Origin of the sequence: Actinomyces weissii, assembly GCF_016598775.1 — a bacterium.
Lineage (GTDB): Bacteria > Actinomycetota > Actinomycetes > Actinomycetales > Actinomycetaceae > Actinomyces > Actinomyces weissii.
In genome coordinates this window covers 2,258,196-2,276,630 of the sequence record NZ_CP066802.1, presented here as the reverse complement: position 1 = coordinate 2,276,630, position 18,435 = coordinate 2,258,196, and the positions used below count along the sequence as shown (strand labels likewise).

Annotated in this window: 13 protein-coding genes; 3 read left to right on the top strand and 10 right to left on the bottom strand. The window is 71.7% G+C overall.

Annotation, left to right across the window (positions count from 1 at the left end; all coding sequences use genetic code 11):
• Positions 1 to 85: 85 nt before the first annotated feature.
• From JG540_RS09155 to JG540_RS09110, 10 genes are all read right to left on the bottom strand, one after another.
• Positions 86 to 826, bottom strand: a complete 741-nt coding sequence (locus JG540_RS09155; protein WP_200275524.1) for a hypothetical protein — start codon at positions 824 to 826, stop codon at positions 86 to 88.
• Between the two features lie 282 nt (positions 827 to 1,108).
• A complete protein-coding gene (locus tag JG540_RS09150; protein WP_200275523.1) occupies positions 1,109 to 1,402 on the bottom strand; it encodes a WXG100 family type VII secretion target in 294 nt (97 codons plus the stop codon).
• A gap of 283 nt (positions 1,403 to 1,685) precedes the next feature.
• Positions 1,686 to 2,987 (bottom strand): hypothetical protein, encoded by a 1,302-nt coding sequence (locus JG540_RS09145; protein ID WP_200275521.1) that lies wholly within the window; start codon positions 2,985 to 2,987, stop codon positions 1,686 to 1,688.
• A 173-nt stretch (positions 2,988 to 3,160) separates the two neighbouring features.
• A complete protein-coding gene (locus tag JG540_RS09140; protein ID WP_325132922.1) occupies positions 3,161 to 4,792 on the bottom strand; it encodes a sensor histidine kinase in 1,632 nt (543 codons plus the stop codon).
• A gap of 2 nt (positions 4,793 to 4,794) precedes the next feature.
• The gene (locus JG540_RS09135) at positions 4,795 to 5,523 is read right to left on the bottom strand and encodes a response regulator transcription factor (RefSeq protein WP_200275519.1); all 729 of its coding nucleotides are present in this window, start codon (positions 5,521 to 5,523) and stop codon (positions 4,795 to 4,797) included.
• Positions 5,524 to 5,641: 118 nt separating this feature from the next.
• Complete coding sequence (locus JG540_RS09130) at positions 5,642 to 6,220, bottom strand: NYN domain-containing protein (RefSeq protein ID WP_200275517.1); 579 nt, start codon at positions 6,218 to 6,220, stop codon at positions 5,642 to 5,644.
• A 456-nt stretch (positions 6,221 to 6,676) separates the two neighbouring features.
• A complete protein-coding gene (locus JG540_RS09125; protein WP_200275515.1) occupies positions 6,677 to 7,453 on the bottom strand; it encodes a PspA/IM30 family protein in 777 nt (258 codons plus the stop codon).
• A 219-nt stretch (positions 7,454 to 7,672) separates the two neighbouring features.
• Positions 7,673 to 9,802, bottom strand: a complete 2,130-nt coding sequence (locus JG540_RS09120; RefSeq protein ID WP_200275513.1) for a TPM domain-containing protein — start codon at positions 9,800 to 9,802, stop codon at positions 7,673 to 7,675.
• Between the two features lie 217 nt (positions 9,803 to 10,019).
• Complete coding sequence (locus tag JG540_RS09115; RefSeq protein WP_200275511.1) at positions 10,020 to 11,708, bottom strand: DNA repair helicase XPB; 1,689 nt, start codon at positions 11,706 to 11,708, stop codon at positions 10,020 to 10,022.
• Positions 11,709 to 11,832: 124 nt separating this feature from the next.
• On the bottom strand, positions 11,833 to 12,300 hold the full coding sequence (locus tag JG540_RS09110; protein WP_200275509.1) for a hypothetical protein: 468 nt from the start codon (positions 12,298 to 12,300) through the stop codon (positions 11,833 to 11,835).
• A gap of 224 nt (positions 12,301 to 12,524) precedes the next feature.
• Between JG540_RS09110 and JG540_RS10625 the strand changes: the two genes are divergently transcribed.
• The 3 genes from JG540_RS10625 to JG540_RS09095 all read left to right on the top strand — a co-directional run bounded on the left by JG540_RS10625 (position 12,525) and on the right by JG540_RS09095 (position 18,418).
• Positions 12,525 to 14,954: a helicase-associated domain-containing protein gene (locus JG540_RS10625; protein ID WP_267977938.1), complete on the top strand. Its 2,430-nt coding sequence runs from the start codon at positions 12,525 to 12,527 to the stop codon at positions 14,952 to 14,954.
• Positions 14,955 to 15,237: 283 nt separating this feature from the next.
• Entirely contained in the window at positions 15,238 to 16,842 is a 1,605-nt protein-coding gene (locus JG540_RS09100; RefSeq protein WP_234042784.1) for a DUF3027 domain-containing protein, read from the top strand.
• A 100-nt stretch (positions 16,843 to 16,942) separates the two neighbouring features.
• The gene (locus tag JG540_RS09095; protein ID WP_200275507.1) at positions 16,943 to 18,418 is read left to right on the top strand and encodes an NCS2 family permease; all 1,476 of its coding nucleotides are present in this window, start codon (positions 16,943 to 16,945) and stop codon (positions 18,416 to 18,418) included.
• Positions 18,419 to 18,435: the final 17 nt, after the last annotated feature.

The following is an 18,435-nucleotide window of genomic DNA, read 5'->3' as shown; positions in this document are numbered from 1 at the left end:
GACGGCGGGCCGTCCCCTGCGCAGGCAGGTGGGCGGCCCGCCGTCGTCTCCGTTAGGGGCTCAGCTGCCTGAGCTTTTTGCCTCGCTACAGGTGGCCGAGACGGAGCTGCGACCCCGAATTACCTGGCGCCTGCGGGGGACGCCTGTAGACAGCCTCGCAGGTACTGAGCAACAGCCGTAGTGCGCCTGCGCCTCCCCAGAGGAAAAGCACCCACAAGGCGTAGAGCGAGACCATCTCGACGTTGTAGTCCGGGTGGTGCATTACCGTTGCCAGGCACAGGACCATCAGCCCTACCAGGAAAATTATCGCGCCCCCGCCTAGCGCGAGAGCCAAGAGAACAGCGCAGACCTTCCGGGACACGCTCTTCAGCGCCGTCAGGTCCAAGGCGTAGGCGCTGTTAATTACGATGAGGCACCCTGCCGTGAACTGGAGAGCCTTTATGGCAAGCGGGGCCGCGCCGTCGTAGGTGGTGCAGTTTGTCCACAGCTCGTGCCAGGTGAAGGAGCGCCCGTCAGCGATCGAGCGACCTTGTATGTTGTCGATGGACATGCCGTGGGCAAGCCTGAAGGCGGAGTACGTGCAGGCGAGCAGGGCTCCCTGGGCGAGAACGTGCGCGATGAGCCTGAACGGTGGTGCCTGCCTGAGGTGCTTCCAGTGCCGGAGCGTCTGGTCTGCCGCATTGCCGATGCGCTCCCTGGTCTTCTTAATGAAATTAAGCCAATCCATTAGGGAGAATGCAAGCTGGAGCGGAAGGAGTACCAATGTCGGTATCCCTATCCACCTTAACAGGCTGAAGAATACGTCGGCGGGTGACGGGGTGTTCATGAGACCATAGTGGCATGGCGGCCGGTGGGGGCCTGGCATAAGAGGAATTGCTGGACATTATTGTTCTCCCTCGAGAGTGCTTCTCGACGACGGCGGGCCGTCCCCTGCGCGGGCAGGTGGGCGGCCCGCCGTCGTGCTGCTGTCGGCCGGTGCAGCGAGACGGACAGACCTGGCAGGGCGGGCAGCCGGGCAGAGCCGACAGCCAGGCAGGTCAACCGGCTTTACCGGGCGGCCAGCCGGGTGCCTGGAGAGCGCAGGCCAACCCGTTCGGGGAGCGGCACCTCAGGCGGGAATGAAGCGGTTGCGGTTGGCGGTCTCGGCGTCGTCGTAGGAGACAGCGGCCTGGTCCAGGGCGGAGCCGATGTAGTCCAGGCTGGACTGCACCTGGAGCTGGGTGACGTGCCACTGCGCCCCACAGTCCCCCATGGAGGCTGAGGCCGACCCGGTCCAGGAGGACTGGAGGGTAGCCAGGTCAGTGTTCATGGCGTCAACCTCCGCCTGGATGGTGGAGATGCGGGTGCGGGTACGTGCGGCAGTGGCGGCTACGGCAGCGGTGTCGACGGTGTAGGTGCTCATGGTGGGCCTTTCTCTGTGCCACCCCGGTGGTGGCCTCAGGTTCCACGCTAAGGGCGGGCCCGGCCCTGCAGCAGACACCAGGCGGCTCGCTGTGGACTACCGCTGCGCCAGAGCCCCTGTGGAGCGCTGGAGGTCGGCAGGGAGCCTTGGGCCAGGGCGTCAGGGCAGGACCCGGCGACGCCAAAGGCTCCGCCAGGGCCCCTGCGCCTTGAGCAGGCACAGGGGAGGTCCTTGGGCAGCACAGGGTCTCACCAGCACCAGCACCAGCACCAGGGCCCGGAGCTCAGGACTCCTCGGCGTCCTCGTCCTGGTCCAGGTCCGCCGAGCTGGCAGACAGGGCGGCGGTGCGGGTCTCCCGCAAGGCCTTAGCCGCCTCGCTCTTGGCCTGCACCAGCTGGCAGACCTTGGCCCGGTGTGCCTCCGCCAGCTCCTGGCGGGTACGCGGAGAGGCCGGGTTGACCGGTTTGGCCAGCAGCTCCTCCAGGTCCTCGGCACAGGACTCCATCGACGTCGTGTGCACGTTGCTGCCAGAGTGCCGGGGGCGCTCCGGGCGCGGCTCGTCCCGCTCCGGCTCCTCCACCCGTGGCAGGTCGTCGCGCTGTGCCTCAGCCCGGCGCTGTCCACCGGCCTCCGCGGGGCTGGCTACCCGCCCCGGGCTCAGGGCGGAGGCGGGGCTCATGGCAGTCGCAGGACTCACTACCGGCTCGGCGCTGGCAGCCGACCTGGGGGTGACAGCCCCCACCGGGGAGACAACGTCGCGGCCCCGCTCCGGCAGCACCGGTGGGGCGCTGAAGGAGGGCTCCTGGGGTGAGGTGTGCTCGCCCTCGTCAGCCGAGGCGGCTGAGACGGCAGGCCGGGTGCTGCTGCTCCCGGCAGCCGGGGCGGTGGGTGCGGTCGCCTCCAGCTCCGCCAGCCGGGTGCCGATCTGCCGCAGCTCAGACTGCAGGTTCTCCCGGGCGGGCAGCTCCCAGCGGGCCCCCAGCGGGGAGGCGAAGAGCTTGTCCCGGCTGAGCAGCTTGGTCACGATCTCCCGGCGGGCCTGGTAGTAGTCCAGGTCCGGGATGTGCTCGTACTCCGCGCGCACCAGGTCACGGTAGGAGCGGTAGAGCTGGGGGTTGACGGCCAGCGTCCCCAGGTCGGCGTCGTTGAGCACCATGGCGTCGATGTCGTCCACCAGGTTGTGACGCTTCAGGGACAGGATCAGGTTGCAGATCCGGTCCACGGTGGGAGCGGGCACCCCCAGGGTGGGCAGGTCCCGGGCTGCCTCGGCGGCAGAGGCCACCTCGTCCTCCCCGCCGTTGCGCCGGTAGGTGTCGCGCAGCGCCAGGGAGAATACGCAGCCGTGGTACCAGGTGGCCACCCGGATCATGTCCGGGTTGTGGGACTCGTCTGCCAGCTCGTCCACCCGCGCGAGCATGTCGATCACGTGGCGCACGTTGTGGAAGCGACGGTCCGGTGTGGACCAGCGCCTCAGCAGGGCCTCGCAGGACTCCTGGACCTGCTGCTGGTCAGCAGTGGCGCCCAGGGCGTAGACCGAGCGGGTGAAAGCCGGGAGAAGCCATTGCGGCGCGTCAATCACGCCCATAGAAAAGCCTCCGAAACTGACATAGGTACCGGCTCATCGTATGCCTCCTGGGTGGGTGGGGCGATTCCTCCTGCAGGAGGAGCGTCGGCGCGTCTCCACCAGCCTGTGGTGGAGCTAACAGCCCCTAGGTTGCCTGTTGGCTAGTAGGACATTGTGATTACAGCGAAAAGTCCTTAGGGAAGAGGGAAGGTCATGCGGACCGTGGCCCCGCCGCCCGGAGTGGTGAGCATTCGCACAGTGCCGCCGTGGGCGCCCACGATCGTGGCCACGATAGCCAGGCCCAGGCCTGAGCCGCCGGTCTCCCGGTTGCGGGAGGTGTCGGCCCGGTAGAAGCGCTCAAAGACCCGCTTGGCGTCGGTCTCGGTGACGCCGGGGCCGTGGTCGCGCACCTCCACCACCGCCCGGGGACGGGGGTCGGCCAGCAGGGAGGCGGCCTCCACGCCCTGCACGCCCCCGTCGACGTCGTCGGCCCGTAGGGGACGCGCCCCCAGGGCGATCTCCACCGGGCTGTTCTCCGGCGTGTAGCGCACGATATTGCCTAGCAGGTTGGTGAGCACCTGGGAGAGGCGGTCCCGGTCCCCGACGACCACCAGCGGCTGGGTCTCCGGACCGTCCAGGCCGATCAGCTCGCATTCCCGGTCCGGGGCGAGCACGCTCATGTCGGTCAGGGCGGCCGCCGCGACCTCACGCAGGTCCACAGGCGCCATGTCCATGGGCCGCCCCTGGTCCATGCGCGCCAGCTGCAGCAGGTCGTCAACCAGCCGCCCCATACGGCTGGCCTCGGACTCGATCCGCCCCATGACCTCCTGCGTGCGCTCCGCCGGGACCCCGCCCATGCGGTAGAGCTCCCCGTAGCCGCGGATGGCGGACAGGGGGGTGCGCAGCTCGTGGGAGGCGTCCGACACGAAGCGGGTCATGCGCTCCTGCGCGATGGTCTGCACGTCAAAGGCGTGCTCGTTGCGGGCCAGCATCTTGTTCAAGGAGGACTGCACAGAGCCGACCTCCGTGGACGGCGGCTCCGAGGTCGGCACGCGGGCGGACAGGTCGCCGTCGGCGATCCGCCCGGCCACCGACTCGATCTCCCGCAGGGGCCGCAGGGCGCGCCGCACCAGGAACATGGCCGCCAGGCCGCCCAGGAGGACCACGCACAGGGAGGTGAAGGCCACCACCAGGCGGGTGCGCTCCACCGTCTCGTCAATGTCCGCCAGGGGCAGGCCGATCGCCACCACCCCCAGGTAGCGGGGGGTCTCCTGGCTGCCGGAGACGCCGTCGGTGACCCCCAGGATGATGACCCGCCACTGCCGCCCGGGGATGTCGGATCCCACGGTGCGCAGGATCAGGTTGTCCTCAGCCAGCTTCACGTCCTCCAGCCGCAGCTCGCCCACCACGGGGGTGCCGTAGGTGCTGGCGGTGCCCGCCGAGACGAGCGCGTCCTGCTCCCCGCTCAGGTACTGGACCTGCAGGTAGTAGGTGGAGGGCATGGAGGTGGCAGAGCCGTCACGCATCTGGGCCAGGGCCTGGGAGCCGATGGCCTGGGCGGTGGACTGCAGCTGCTCGTCCACCTGGCTCAGCAGGTGGGTCCTGAGCAGGTAGGTGGAGGCGGTGGAGACCGCCACCAGGCCCACGGTGATGAGCAAGGTGGTGATGGTGACCAGTCGGGCCGCCAGGGGCAGCGCGTGCCACCGGTGGCTCAGGACGTCCCGGGGGCGCCCCTTGCGCGCCTCAGGGCCAGGTTGCGTGCGCCGCGGCTCTGCCTTGTGCCTGCGGGACGCAGCGGGCTGGCTGCGCCGCGCTGCCACCTGCACCTTCAGTCCGCCTTGGGCTCGCGCAGCATGTACCCCACCCCGCGGCGGGTCTGGATCAGCGGTACCACGGCCTTGCCTTCGGCGTCGTCGATCTGGTCCACCTTGCGGCGCAGGTAGGAGATGTAGGACTCCACGATGGCGGCGTCCCCGTTCCAGTCGTACTCCCAGACGTGGTCCAGGATCTGGGACTTGGAGACCACCCGCCCGGCGTTGAGCATCAGGTAGCGCAGGAGCTTGAACTCGGTGGGGGACAGGTCCACCTCCACCCCCGCACGGTGCACCTCGTGGGCGTCCTCGTCCAGGACCAGGTCCGCCACCCGCAGGGTGCCGTCATCCTCCGACTCGGACGCGTGGGTGCGGCGCAGGATCGCACGGATGCGGGCCACCACCTCCTCCAGGCCGAAGGGCTTGGTGACGTAGTCGTCGCCGCCGACGGTCAGGCCCTGGACCTTGTCGGCCATGTCGTCGCGGGCGGTCAGGAAGAGGATCGGGGTGGTGACGTCGCGCTCACGCAGACGGCGGGCGACGGTGAAGCCGTCCATGTCCGGGAGCATCACGTCCAGCACCACCAGGTCCGGCTGGTTCTTCTCGACGCCGTGCAGCGCACCGTTCCCGTCTGCGGCGGTGCTCACCTCGAAGCCTGCGAAGCGCAAGGAGGAGGCGAGCAGGTCGCGGATGTTGGGCTCGTCGTCGACGACGAGGAGGTGGGCCTCGGTCCGGGTCTGATCCATGAGCGTCACCCTGCCGCCGCTGGCTGAACGTTTGCTGAACGTATGGTGGGTGTGGGGGCAGGGCGACGGCGGCGCAACGGCTCCGCTGGCGGCGGTGCGCGCGGGCGCGCCGGGGCCCTCAGATGAACTTGGTCGGGTCGAAGTCGCTCAGCGGGATGATACGGACCCGGGGCAGGGCGATGGTGAAGGCGTCCACGTCGGACTCCAGGTCGTGGACCCGCAGGCCCCGGTCCTCCAGGGCCGCCAGCTGGCTGGAGAGGAACTCGCGGAAGCACAGCACTCCTACGCTGCAGCCGGAGTCCAGCAGCCGCTCCACCTGCGGCACGTAGTCGCCGTCGTGGGAGCCGAGCAGCACGTTGGCCTGGGTGCCACGGTCAGCGATGGCCTCCAGGGTGCGCTGGATACCGATGTCGACGACCTTCTCCTCCGGGCTGCCGGAGCCCTGCAGCGGCACGGGACGGTAGTCCATGGCCATAAGCGCCTGCACAAAGCCCATGGGCATGTGGCCGCTGGTGGCGTTGAGGAAGAACAGGGCGTTGGTGTCCTCGGACTCGTCCACCCAGGCGCGGTCACAGAAGTCGAGCACCCGGTCCCAGCGGGGACGCTCATCGGGCTCGGGGCGGCGTCCCAGGACGCTCATGCCCAAGGTGGCGTCGATGTTCTCGCCATCGACCAGGAGGTAGCTCGGGGTGCTCATGGGCCAATGGTATCGGTAGTGGTGCTGCTTGCCGGACGGCGTGCGGGCAGCCATGCGGTACCTCACCGGTCTCGCGGTACAAACGTCCCGGTCTGGTGGTGCGTATGTCCCGGTCTCGCGAGACCGGGACATACGCACCACCAGACCGGTAAGGGCGTCCTTAGTCTGTGGACAAGTAGGAGGCCGGGCGGCTGGCAGGTGGCTGGTCCGGTACCTGGTCAGGCCCCCGGCAGGCAGCCGGGCACCCAGGAAGTCAGGCAGCCGGACAACTGGTCAGCCAGGTGTGCAGCTGCTCCGTACCTGGTCAGCAAGCCAGGCGGTCAGGTAGACACCCGGCATCTCCTCAGGCAGTTATCTGGACGACGAAACAGGGCTGCCCCGTGGAGCTTTCCACGGGGCAGCCCTGGGCCAGGCGGCGCGCACCGCCCGGCAGCGCCCTCAGCGGGCCAGTGGCCCTCAGTAGTAGGAGGGACCGTCGCTGCTCGGGCTGGCCCCGCCGTCGGTGATCTGCACCGGCGGCTTGCCAGCCTTCAGCGCGGCCAGGCGGGCCTCCGCCTCCAGGGCGTCACCGGAGGACTCCAGCTCCGCGAACTGCTGCTCCAGGGAGGCCCCGGCGATCTCCATCTGCCCGGCGGCCTGCGCCTCGACCCGGCGGACCTGGTCCTCGTAGCGGGCCAGCTCACTGGTGGGGTCAAGGACGTTGATGGAGCGGATGGCGCCCTGGACCTTGACCTGTGCCTGGGCGCTCTTCTGGCGGGCCACCAGCTGGTCACGCTTGCTCTTGAGCTCGATCAGGCGCGACTCCATCTGGTTCAGCCCGGTCTTGAGCTGCTCCACCACCTGGCGCTGGGAGGCGATCATCGGCTCAGCGGCCTTGGCCTCGTTCTCGGCGCTGATCTGCTTGGTGATGGCGATCTTGGCCAGGGAGTCCCACTTGTCGGCGCCTGCGGTGTCACCGGCGGCACGCAGCTGGTCAGCCTTCTTGGAGGCGGCCAGGGCCTTGTTGCCCCAGTCCCGGGCCTCGGCGACGTCGGCGTCGTGGTCCTTCTCGGCCAGGCGCAGGTTGCCGATGGTCTGGGCGACGGCGTCCTTGGCCTCCGCGATGGAGGAGGTGTAGTCGCGCACCAGCTGGTCCAGCATCTTCTCGGGGTCCTCGGCGCGGTCGAGGAGAGCGTTGATGTTGGCGCGCGTGAGCTGGGCGATGCGACCCAGGATCGACTGCTTCTCGGCCATTTTTGGGGATTCCCTTCTGTGGTTCGCTCGGGCGGGCCCGGAGGCGGGTGCCTCCAGCCGACCAAGTGCTTGGTTGAGGTTGGGCTCGTACTTGCGTGATGTTGTCAGAGTTGCTGGTGACGCCGTGGCAAAACAGGCCACCGAATCGCTTAGTGCGTAGAAACAGCTAAGGCAAGAGGGGAGGTGCCGCCCCAGCCTGCCAGGCCGCCGGGACCGAAGTCAGAATCGTCCGCCGAAACCACCACCGAAGCCGCCGCCGTCGCCGCCTCCGCCCAGGATGTCTCCCAGGTCGAAGTCCCAGTCACGGTCGCCGGAGGAGCCCCAGCCGCCGTAGCCGCCGCGCCCACCCCCCAGCAGGATCCCTCCCAGGACCAGGGAACCCAGGTCGATCCCGCCGCCGCGCCCGCCGTTGCCCCCGAAGGGCCCGTGACCGCCTGAGCCCCACGGGCCCTGCTGGTAGGAGCTGTGGCGCACGTCCGCCTCAGCCAGGCTCTGGGCCTGCGCCACCAGCGGCTCAGCGGCGGCGACCTCCGCCAGGGCGGCGCTCGGCTCGCTGCGCTGCTGGGCCGTGGCCGTGGCCAGGTGCCGGGAGGCCTCGGACAAGGCGGTACGTGCCTGCGGCCCGACCGCCCCCCGGTTGGTAGTGATGTAGGTGGTAACCGCCTCCACCTGGCTGCTCAGCCGACTCAGACGGCCCGCCAGCTGGGTGGCGGCGCGCCGGTCGTTCTCCTCAGCCTCCCGGGCGGAGGCCAGGGCCTGGTCCAGAGCCGACTCCGCCTTGGCCAGCCGGTCCAGCGCCGCCAGGGGGTCACTGTTGCTGTCGCTCCCACTGGCCTGCCTGCCTGCGGCCACCGCCTGCTCCGCGTCCTTGACCAGGGGCTCCAGGACGGCGGCAGGAACCCGCTGCTCCAGTCGCTTGGCGTCCGTGAGGTCGGCGGAGATCGAGCTGATGGCCTGCACCAGCGCCTGGGCGGCCCCCTCTAGCCGCTCGCGGGTGGAGGTCACCTGCGCGGCCAGGGTGCCCGCCTGCCCGATCGAGGCCTGGGCGATCCGCACCTGCTCCACCGCCGCGGCCTGCTGCCCGGACTCCACCGAGGTCTGGGCCTGTGCCAGGGCCGTGCGGGCGGCGGCCAGCAGCCGCTCCGCCTGCTCGGGGGCGGAGGCCACGGAGGCCAGGGAGCTGGTCGGGTAGATGGCCTGCAAGGTGACCAGGACGCTGCGGGACTGCTCGATAGCCCCCGCCGTCTCCTCCGCCCGCTGGCGCGTCTCCGCCAGAGCGGTGGGCAGGTTGGCCTCGATCCCGCGCCTGCGGGAGAACTCCCCCTCCTGCGCCTTGAGCTCCTGGTGGGCGGACTCGCAGCGGCGGATGATCTCACCGAGCATGGCGCGCTGCTGCTGCTCGGTCTCGGGGACGTCGTCGTCCAGGCGCTTGCGCAGCTCGAAGGAGGCGGTCACGTGCTCCTGGGCCCGCTCCAGGGCCTGGCTGAAGGAGTCCGTGGCGGAGAGCCCGAACTGCGCCTGGGCGTAGGCCAGCTCCTCCGCCGCGGCGCGCACGGCGTTGTCCGTAGCGACCAGCGCCGCCCCGGCCTGCTTCTGAAGCTGCTCCGTGGAGACCTGGCTACCGTCAGCCGGGACGCCCGGCCCTGCGGCCTGCTTGCGCTTGCGGGCGCGCCGGTAGGCCATGACCCCGCCCACGGCCGCGGCCCCGCCCCCCAGCGCCGCAGCGGCCCCGACCAGGGCGCCGCCGTCAATCGCGGACTCGTCTGAGGAGTCGTCCGCGGAGCGGTCGGAGGAGCCGCCCGCGGACCGGCCTGCCTTGGCGACGGCGGCCACGGCGTCGTCGTACTCACCCTGGCTCAGCTTCTCCTGGATGGCGGCGGCCGCCTGCTGCCGCTTGGAGGCGGACCACACCGAGTTGTTCCTGGAGCCGTCAAAGGAGAAGGTGTTGACGCCGCTGTCGGGCACGTTGATGACCAGCAGCAGGTCCTGGGTGCCGAAGCCCGAGTCCTCCCAGGCCCGTGCCGCCCACTTGTCTGCCGTCGTGCTGCTGTCCCGCATGGTGACCACCCACAGGGCGGCACCGTCCTTGCGGACCTGGGCCACGACCTCCGCGGCCTCCTCCCGGTCCAGGATGCCTGCGTCGTCGGTGACGTGGCCCTTGACCGTCGTGGAGGTGGTCCTGTCGGCAGCCAGCACGGTGCCCTGCACCGCGACGGCGGCGCCGGCAGGAGCCGCGGCCGCGGCAGCCGGCGGCGCGACCAGGAGCGGGGCGGTGGCGAGCGTGGCACAGGCCAGTCCCAGGGCCGTTTTACGGGGGACGGCGGTGCGCGGAGGCTGGTTCTTCGTCATCGTGACCATCGTCTCCTGGGAGGGCGGGGTGGGCAAGGTGGCGAGTGTCTGTTTCGCCCCCAGCGGCGCGCACGGCGGGTCGCTGGGGGCTGCTGCCGCGCAGGCTGTGCCACTCCCGTGTCCCGGTGCCCCGCCCTCTGCCCCCGCCTGCCGTGCAGGCCAGCGCCGAGGCTGCCACCTGGGGCGCTGGTGAGGGAGGGGCGGGGGCAGGCAGACCTCACAGGGAGTCGGCGTCGATAACCTGGTAGGAGTAGCCCTGCTCGGCCAGGAAGCGCTGCCGGTGCGCGGCAAGGTCCTGGTCCACGGTGTCGCGCGCCACCACCGTGTAGAAGTGCGCCTGGCGGCCGTCCTCCTTGGGGCGCACGATCCGCCCGAGCCGCTGGGCCTCCTCCTGGCGTGAGCCGAAGCTCCCCGAGACCTGCACCGCCACCGTGGCCCCGGGCAGGTCGATGGAGAAGTTCGCCACCTTGGACACCACCAGGGTGCCCACCTCCCCGGCCCGGAAGGCGTCGTAGAGGCGCTGCCGCTCACGCACCGTCGTCGCCCCGGTGATAACCGGCGCCCCCAGCTGCTCAGCGAGCTCTGCCAGCTGGTCCACGTACTGGCCGATCACCAGGGCGGGCTCCCCGGGGTGGCGGGCCAGCAGCTGGCGCACCACCTGGTTCTTGGCGGGGCTGGTGGCGGCCAGCCGGTAGCGGTCCTCCGCCTCCGCGGTCGCGTAGGCCATCCGTTCGGCGGCGCTGAGGGTCAGGCGTACCTCGGTGCACCTGGCGGGGGCGATCCAGCCCTGGTTCTCCAGCTCCTTCCAGGGGGCGTCGTAGCGTTTGGGGCCGATCAGGCTGAACACCTCCTCCTCCCGGCCGTCCTCCCGCACCAGGGTGGCGGTCAGCCCCAGCCTGCGCCGGGCCTGCAGCTCCGCCGTCATGCGGAAGACCGGGGCGGGCAGCAGGTGCACCTCGTCGTAGACGATCAGCCCCCAGTCGTGGGCGTCCAGCAGCTCCAGGTGGGGGTGGACGCCTTTACGGCGGGTGGTGAGCACCTGGTAGGTGGCGATGGTGACGGGCCGGACCTCCTTGCGCGAGCCCGAGTACTCGCCGATCTCCTCCGCGCTCAGGGTGGTGAAGCGCAGCAGCTCGTCCTTCCACTGGCGGGCGGAGACGGCGTTGGTCACCAGCACCAGGGTGGTGGTGGAGCTGCGGGCCATGGTGGCCGCCCCCACCAGGGTCTTGCCCGCCCCGCAGGGCAGCACGACGACGCCGCTGCCCCCGGCCCAGAAGGCCTCCACGGCCTCCCGCTGGTAGGGGCGCAGCGTGAAGGCCCCGGCCTGCCCGGCGGCGGCGCCAGCGGGGTCCTCGTGCAGGGAGATGGGGTGGGCCTCGCCGTCCACGTAGCCCGCCAGGTCCTCAGCGGGCCACCCCAGCTTGATGAGCACCTGCTTGAGGTGGCCACGCTCGGAGGGGTGCACGAGCACGTCGGACTCTCCCAGCCTGCGGCCCAGCAGCCCGGCGGTGCGCCGCGAGCGCAGGACCTCCTCCAGCACCGCCTGGTCGTGGGCGTGCAGCACCAGGCCGTGGGCGGGGTCGGAGACCAGCTGGAGCCGCCCGTAGCGGCCCATGGTCTCGGCGACCTCGGTGAGCAGGGAGTGGGGCACGGGGAAGCGCGAGTAGGTGATGAGGGTGTGCACCACGGTCTCGGCGTCCAGCCCGGCGGCGCGCGCGTTCCACAGGGCCAGGGGCGTGATGCGGTAGGTGTGCACGTGCTCGGGGGCCCGCTCCAGCTCCGCGAAGGGGGCCAGCGCGCGGCGGGCGGCGTCAGCCTGCGGGTGGGCGGCCTCCAGCAGCACGGTGCGGTCTGACTGGACGATCAGGGGGCCGTCGGGCAGGCCGGGCGTCGTCGGGGTGGGCATGGGGGCGAGTATCACCCGCCTGACGTCGCGGACGGTAGGAGCGGATATCCATGTGGGGGCGGGCGTTCACCTTGCAGCTCGTGAAGCCTCGTCAGCGCGCGGTCGCCCGTGTGGGGCAGGGCTCCTACTCGCCGTGCTGCCGGGAGATGAATCCGGCCATGCCCGGGACGGTGAAGGCGACGACGCCGTGGTCAGGCGCGTACACGATGCCTTTGCGTATGAGGGAGTTGCGGACTCTGCTCTGGCTGGTCTTGTGCAGCCGGCTGGCGACCTCGCCGCTGCCGATGCCGTCCTCGCCCTCGGGGCACATGGCCCGCAGGTAACGCTTCTCGGCCTGGGTCGTGCGGTCCCAGCGGACACGGAAGAACCCATTGTCGAGCTGGCCGAGCCCTGAGACGACGCCAAGCTCGGCCGCTTGCACGTCGATGTGCTTCCCGGTTGCGGCGTTCCACGCCTCCTGCCCGAACTGCTGGATGAAGTACGGGTAGCGTCCGGAACGGTCCACGACGTGCGAGAGGGCCGCGTCGTCCCACACCACTGCGGCGGGGCGGCGGGCCGCTCCGGGGACGTAGGGGTTTAGCACGGGGTCCATAGGCACCCTCCAATCTACAGATCTATGTGGGAGTATGCCGTTCTTGCATACGTCTGTAGATATCTGCAGATGTGTTGGGATGGGCCGCGTCGGCCTCCGGGGGTGGGCCGCAGCACGGTGCCCTCTGGCTGGGCGGTCAGGGGTGTGTCAGGGCTGCCTGCCGAGGCAGGTGGCGGAGCGTCGCAGTCCCGCGCAGCCCTGGACAGGCGCAGTACCTTGGGGCGGTGAGTGGTCTGGAGCCGGAGGCAGTGGTCCCACCTGGTGCGGACGGCGGTGCAGCAGCCCCCGGGGGCGCGCCTTCCCTGCCGGGGCAGGCGCCCGCACGGGTGGTCTCGACGGCGGGGCTGGCGGTGCACCTGGCTGCCCTGCCTGACGCCGAGGTAGCGGTGCTGCTGCGTGAGCGCCCCGACCTGGCCGCCCCGGCGGTCTCCAGCTTCACGGCGCTGGCGGCCCGCGCCGGGGGCCGCAGCAGCGTCGAGGCGGTGCTGGCACGCCTGGACGGGCCCACCCTCGCCGTCGCCCAGCAGGTGGTGGCCGACGCCCAGCAGACTGCACCAGCCGCCGGGACTCCCGAGGCGCAGTCGCCTGACGCGCGGTCCCGTCCGCCGGAGGAGGCCCCGTCGCCCGCCCGACCCCCTGAGACCCTCGAGGCGGCCTCAGGGGCCCGGAGCACTGCCCTCCGCGGCCCTCAGCAGTCCCAGGCCGCAGCCGTACAGTCCCCCACCCAGGCCTCTGCGTCAGTCGCCGCTGCCCCCCAGGACCAGTCCCTCTGCGCAGAGCGTCCCGTCCGGCTCTCCCAGCGCCTGGGCCTGGAGACCACCGCCGCTGCAGCCAGCCTGGCCCTGCTGGAGCGCCTGGCTCTGCTGGCCGACGGCGCCCCCGTGACGGGGCTGCTGGAGGCCCTGGCACCAGCGGCAGGCGCGCCCCCACGCCCCTACCCGGTGGTACCCCCGGACACTGAGGCCCTGCTGCGCCTGCCCGCGGAGGTGGTGGCGGCCGAGTCCGCCCGCCACGCGGAGGAGGCCGTGCGCCTGGTGGCGGCGCTGCTCGTGGAGTGGGGGCAGGAGGGCGGCACCATCCTGCGCGGCGGCGGCGTGGGTGCCCGCGTCCTGACCCGCACCGCCCAGGCCCTGGGCGCGGACCAGCCCACCACCGCCACCGTGATCGAGCTGGCGGCGGCTGCGGGACTGTTGGGCCTGGACGAGGAGGGCAGCAGCTGGGTGCCCTCCGCGACGGCCCGGGACTGGGCGCAGGCCAGCGTGCCGGAGCGCTGGGCGGTGCTGGCGGCGGCCTGGGCAGGCAGCCTGCGCACCCCCTGGCTGGTCGGCTCCCGCGGTGATGAAGGCTCCCTGCGCCCGGCCCTGCACGACGGCGTCGAGGCGGCCTGGGCGGGGGCGCTGCGCCGTCGCCTGCTGCGGCTGCTGGCCTCCCTGCCGCAGGGCGCGGCGGTAGACCCCGCCTGGGTGCGGGCGGCCCTGACCTTCGCCCGGCCCCGCCGTCCCTTTCCGCCGGGATCGGTGAGTGCGGTGCTGGCGGAGGCGCGGCTGCTGGGCCTGACCGGGGCGGGCGCCCCCTCGCGTGCTGGCCTGGCGCTCGCGGCCGTGACGCTGCCGGTGGCAGGCAGCAGCCCGGAACAGGTGGCGGCGTGCGGTCTGTCTGGCTCAGCCGCGGCCGTGGCTAAGGTGACCGACGCCGTCCCGCACCGTGCTACCTGGCCGGACGAGCCTGCCGACGCCGTGCTCACGCCCCTGGAGGAGGCCCTGGCTGCGGACCTGTCTACCCCGGTGGACCTGCTGCTGGTCCAGTCGGACCTGACGGCGGTGGTGCCGGGCCGCCCCGTCCCTGAGCTGGCGGCGCTGCTGGAGGTGGCGGGGGTGGTGGAGTCCCGCGACCCGGCCCTGACGGTGCGCTTCACGCCCGACTCCGTGCGCGCCGCCCTGGACCAGGGCCACACGGGCCGCTCCCTGCTGGCCGCGCTGGCGGAATTCAGTCCCGCACCGCTGCCTGGTGCCCTGGAGGTGCTGGTGCAGGACGTGGAGCGCCGTCACGGCGGGGTGCGGGTGCGGGCGGTGGCGGCGGTGCTACGGGTGGCGGACCCGGCCACCGCGGCGGGCCTGTTGGCTGATCCCGGCCTGGCCGGGCTGGGGCTGACGGAGGTGGCCCCCGGGGTGCTTGCGGCCACGGCCACACCTGGCCAGGTGCTGCGGGTGCTGCGCGCCAAGGGCCTGGCCCCGGTCCTGGAGGACGCCGCCGGGCAGGTGCTGCTGGCTGGCAGAAACCCGGTGGGGCGACGGCGTGCGGCGCCCCCGCCCAGCCGCCCGGGCGGCCTCCTGGAGGCCCGTCACCGCGTGCAGGGCGAGCGTGAGCTGGTTGCCTTCGTGCGGCGGCTGCGGGCTGGGCAGGCTGAGCTGGAGCGTGGTGGGTCCGCGGCGGGGGCGGCCACGGACCCGGTGCACGCCCTGGCGCTGCTGCGCCAGGCCCTGGCTGCCCGCACCCCGGTGCGGCTGGTGGTGGCGGACCCGGCCGGGGGCACGCAGGAGCGGCGGGTGCGTGTTCTGGCGGTGGAGGAGGGCCGGGTACGCCTGGCGGACCTGTCCCGGCAGACCGAGCTGACTGTGGCGGTGCACCGCATCGTCTCCGTCAGTCCCCGGTGAGCCTGTACTCGGCCAGCGCCTCTGATGAGCCCGCCCCCAGAGGGCCCGTGACCGGCCGCGCTGCCGGTTCCGGGGCTGGTGGTATACGCGCCAGCGCCTGCCCGCTCGCGGCCTTGGCGGTGGCCCCTCTCCACCACGCCCGGACAGCTCCGCGCCCGGGCAGTACCGGGATCGGTCAGCACCGGGCCGGAGGACGCCGCGCTCACACCTCGTCAAGGCTGACGGTTCCTGGTCGGCTGCGCTGGGTGCGGGCCACGTCGTCGTCGCCCCGTACACTGGGCGGGTGACTGACACCGCCACGCAGAAGCCGACCTCAGACGCAAGGACCCCGGGCATCGAACGCCCCGGCTCCCTGCCCACCCCGGCTGAGCGTGCGGCCGCCGCCAAGGACAAGACCCTGACCTCGGCCGCCGCCGTCGAGCTGGCACGCCAGGCCCTGGGGGAGATCACCGAGCCCCTCTCGGTCGGCCTGTTCGCCGCCTCCAAGGGCTCCCAGGAGCGGCTGGTCACCCACCTGTTCGAGTGCAACCTCTCTGGTTACCGGGGCTGGCGCTGGGCCGTGACCATGACCCGCCCGCCGCGCGGCCGTACCGCCACGATCTGTGAGATGGAGCTGCTGCCGGGGGAGGAGGCGCTGCTGGCCCCCGCCTGGGTGCCGTGGGAGGACCGCCTGCAGCCGGGGGACGTGAGCCGTTCGGACCGCCTGCCCAGGCGGGAGACCGACGAGCGCCTGGAGCCCGGCTGGGAGGCCACGGGGGAGGACGCCGACGCCGTCGCCCTGGACGTCCTGGACCTGGGGCGGCCCCGCGTGCTGAGCGCCGAGGGCATCCAGCGGGCCGCCCAGCGGTGGTACGACGGCGAGCACGGCCCGGAGGCCGAGGGGGTGCGCAAGGCCCACGCCACCTGCTCCACCTGCGGCTTCTTCCTGCCCATGTCCGGGCCGATGCGCAACGTCTTCGGGGTCTGCGCCAACGAGTGGGCCGCCGACGACGGCACGGTGGTCTCCCTGGACCACGGCTGTGGGGCGCACTCGGAGACCGACCTGCCCGACCAGGGTCCCGAGTGGCCGGTCACCCCCTCCCGGCTGGACGAGGCGGCCCTGGAGGCGGTGGCCACTGACGGCCTGGACCTGCGCGCGGGCGTGACCCTGGAGGAGCAGCAGGCCGCTGAGCGGGACGCCGCTGCAGCCCAGGAGAGCTCAGTGCCCCAGGTGGCGGACCAGCGGGAGGCGGACGGGGCTACGGCGTCGGAGCCGCGGGAGGACCCGGCTGCCGCACCTGCCCCGGCCAACGCCCCGGAGCAGGAGGAAGCCGGGGAGCAGGTCGGGGACGGTGCCCCAGCGTCCTCAGCGCCTACGAAGCCCAAGGGCGGGGCCAAGGCCAGGCGGGTCACCCGCTCCAGGTCGGCCGCTAGGACGAAGACGGCGGCACCGGCTGCGTCTACCCAGGAGGAGCCCCCTGCGGAGGCCGCCAGCGAGCAGGAGCCAGCGGCCCCCCGCCCGGCCCGGGGCCGACGCCGGGGCCAGGGTGGCGGCGCACCGGCCACCTCCCCGCAGGCGCAGGTTGAGGACCAGGTCGAGGACCGGTCTGAGGCAGGTGCAGAGGCCCCGGAGGCCTCTGCACCACCGGTCCAGGAGCCGCAGACCGCCGATACCAGCCAGGACGCCGTCGCCGTCGTCGCCCCGGAGCCTGCTGCGGACCAGCCGGTCGCGCAGACCGGTGCCGACGCTGCCAGCCCTGCTACGGCGGAGCCGCAGGAGCACCCTCGGCTGCTGCTGGAGCTGCCGCAGGCGGTAGCGGACGCGGCCCAGGCCCGCCGTCGGGCCAGCGACCCCGAGGCGGCCGCCAAGGCGCTCGCGGACCTGGAGTCCTCCCTACCGACCCGCTGAGCCTGACGCGCCGCGCCCGGGCCGCGCGCCTGGCAGCGGGTCCCAGACTGGTACGCGCCGCGTTTCAGGCTGGTCACAAGATGTCTGGCAGCATAGTGTCGTGAGTAACACTTCTCCTTCTCGCACGACCACGGCGGAGGCTAGGTTCCCCGCCCTGGACCGTTTCTTCCACATCTCGGAGCGTGGCTCCACACTCGCCCGTGAGGTCCGTGGCGGATTCGTCACCTTCTTCACGATGGCGTACATCCTCGTGCTGAACCCGCTGATCCTGTCCACTCCTCACGACGGGGTCGCCCCCTTGGGTACCACGGAGCAGATCGCCGCCGGCACCGCCTTCATAGCGGGTGTCATGACCATCCTCATGGGCGTGGTGGCGAGGTTCCCGATGGCGCTGGCGGCCGGTCTGGGCATCAACGCCATGATCGCCTACACGATCGCTGGGACCCAGGGCATGACCTACGCCGACGCCATGGGCCTGATCGTGATCGAGGGCGTCATCATCCTGGTGCTGGTGCTGACGGGCTTCCGGGAGGCGGTGTTCAAGGCGGTCCCCGCCTACCTGAAGACGGCGATCTCGGTGGGCATCGGCCTGTTCATCGCGCTGATCGGACTGGTGGACGCCAAGGTGGTGCGCCCGGGCGGCACGCCCCTGGAGCTGGGCCTGGGCGGCAGCCTCCAGGGCTGGCCGGTGCTGGTGTTCCTGCTGGGGCTGTTCCTGATCCTGGTGCTGCACGTGCGCCGGGTGAAGGGGGCGATCCTGATCGGCATCATCACCTCCACCTTGCTGGCGGCGCTTATCGAGGCGGTCCTACACCTGGGGGCCTTCAACGACGACCCGGAGCGCGGCCCGGTGAACCTGACGGGCTGGTCGCTGTCGGTTCCTTCCTTGCAGGGCTCACCGGTAGAGCTGCCCAGCCTGGCCACCCTGGGGCACTTCAACCTGCTGGGATCGGTGGAGAAGGTGGGGGTGGTCAGCGTCGTGCTGCTGGTCTTCTCCCTGCTGCTGGCTGACTTCTTTGACACCATGGGCACGATGGTGGCCATCGGCTCCGAGGGTGACCTGCTTGACGAGCGGGGCAACCCGCCGCGAACCCGGGAGATCCTGGTGGTGGACTCCCTGGCGGCGATCGCCGGTGGTGCTGGCGGGGTCTCCTCCAACACCTCCTACATCGAGTCCGCGGCGGGCGTGGGTGAGGGGGCGCGCACGGGCCTGGCCTCGGTGGTCACCGGCCTGCTGTTCCTGCTGAGCATGTTTATCGCCCCGGTGGTCTCGATGGTGCCTTACGAGGCGGCCACCCCGGCCCTGGTGGTGGTGGGCTTCCTGATGATGACGCAGGTTACGGAGATTGACTGGAAGGCCCCGGAGGTCGCCCTGCCAGCCTTCGTCACGATCATCATGATGCCTTTCTCCTACTCGATCACCAACGGGATCGGCGCGGGCTTCGTGGCCTACCTGGTGATCCAGCTGGCGCAGGGGAGGGCCAAGGCCATCCACCCGCTGATGTGGGTCTCCTCCTTGCTGTTCATCGTCTACTTCACGCTGACGCCGATCAAGGAGATCCTCGGCATCGGCTGACCCCACCTCACCCCCTC

What these genes read in the sequence shown, in the direction of transcription:
- JG540_RS09120 (WP_200275513.1), bottom strand. Translation starts at nt 9,802, where the DNA reads ATGACGAAGAACCAGCCTCCGCGCACCGCCGTCCCCCGTAAAACGGCC.
- JG540_RS09125 (WP_200275515.1), bottom strand. Translation starts at nt 7,453, where the DNA reads ATGGCCGAGAAGCAGTCGATCCTGGGTCGCATCGCCCAGCTCACGCGC.
- JG540_RS09145 (WP_200275521.1), bottom strand. Translation starts at nt 2,987, where the DNA reads ATGGGCGTGATTGACGCGCCGCAATGGCTTCTCCCGGCTTTCACCCGC.
- JG540_RS09130 (WP_200275517.1), bottom strand. Translation starts at nt 6,220, where the DNA reads ATGAGCACCCCGAGCTACCTCCTGGTCGATGGCGAGAACATCGACGCC.
- JG540_RS09150 (WP_200275523.1), bottom strand. Translation starts at nt 1,402, where the DNA reads ATGAGCACCTACACCGTCGACACCGCTGCCGTAGCCGCCACTGCCGCA.
- JG540_RS09110 (WP_200275509.1), bottom strand. Translation starts at nt 12,300, where the DNA reads ATGGACCCCGTGCTAAACCCCTACGTCCCCGGAGCGGCCCGCCGCCCC.
- JG540_RS09115 (WP_200275511.1), bottom strand. Translation starts at nt 11,708, where the DNA reads ATGCCCACCCCGACGACGCCCGGCCTGCCCGACGGCCCCCTGATCGTC.
- JG540_RS09155 (WP_200275524.1), bottom strand. Translation starts at nt 826, where the DNA reads ATGAACACCCCGTCACCCGCCGACGTATTCTTCAGCCTGTTAAGGTGG.
- JG540_RS09135 (WP_200275519.1), bottom strand. Translation starts at nt 5,523, where the DNA reads ATGGATCAGACCCGGACCGAGGCCCACCTCCTCGTCGTCGACGACGAG.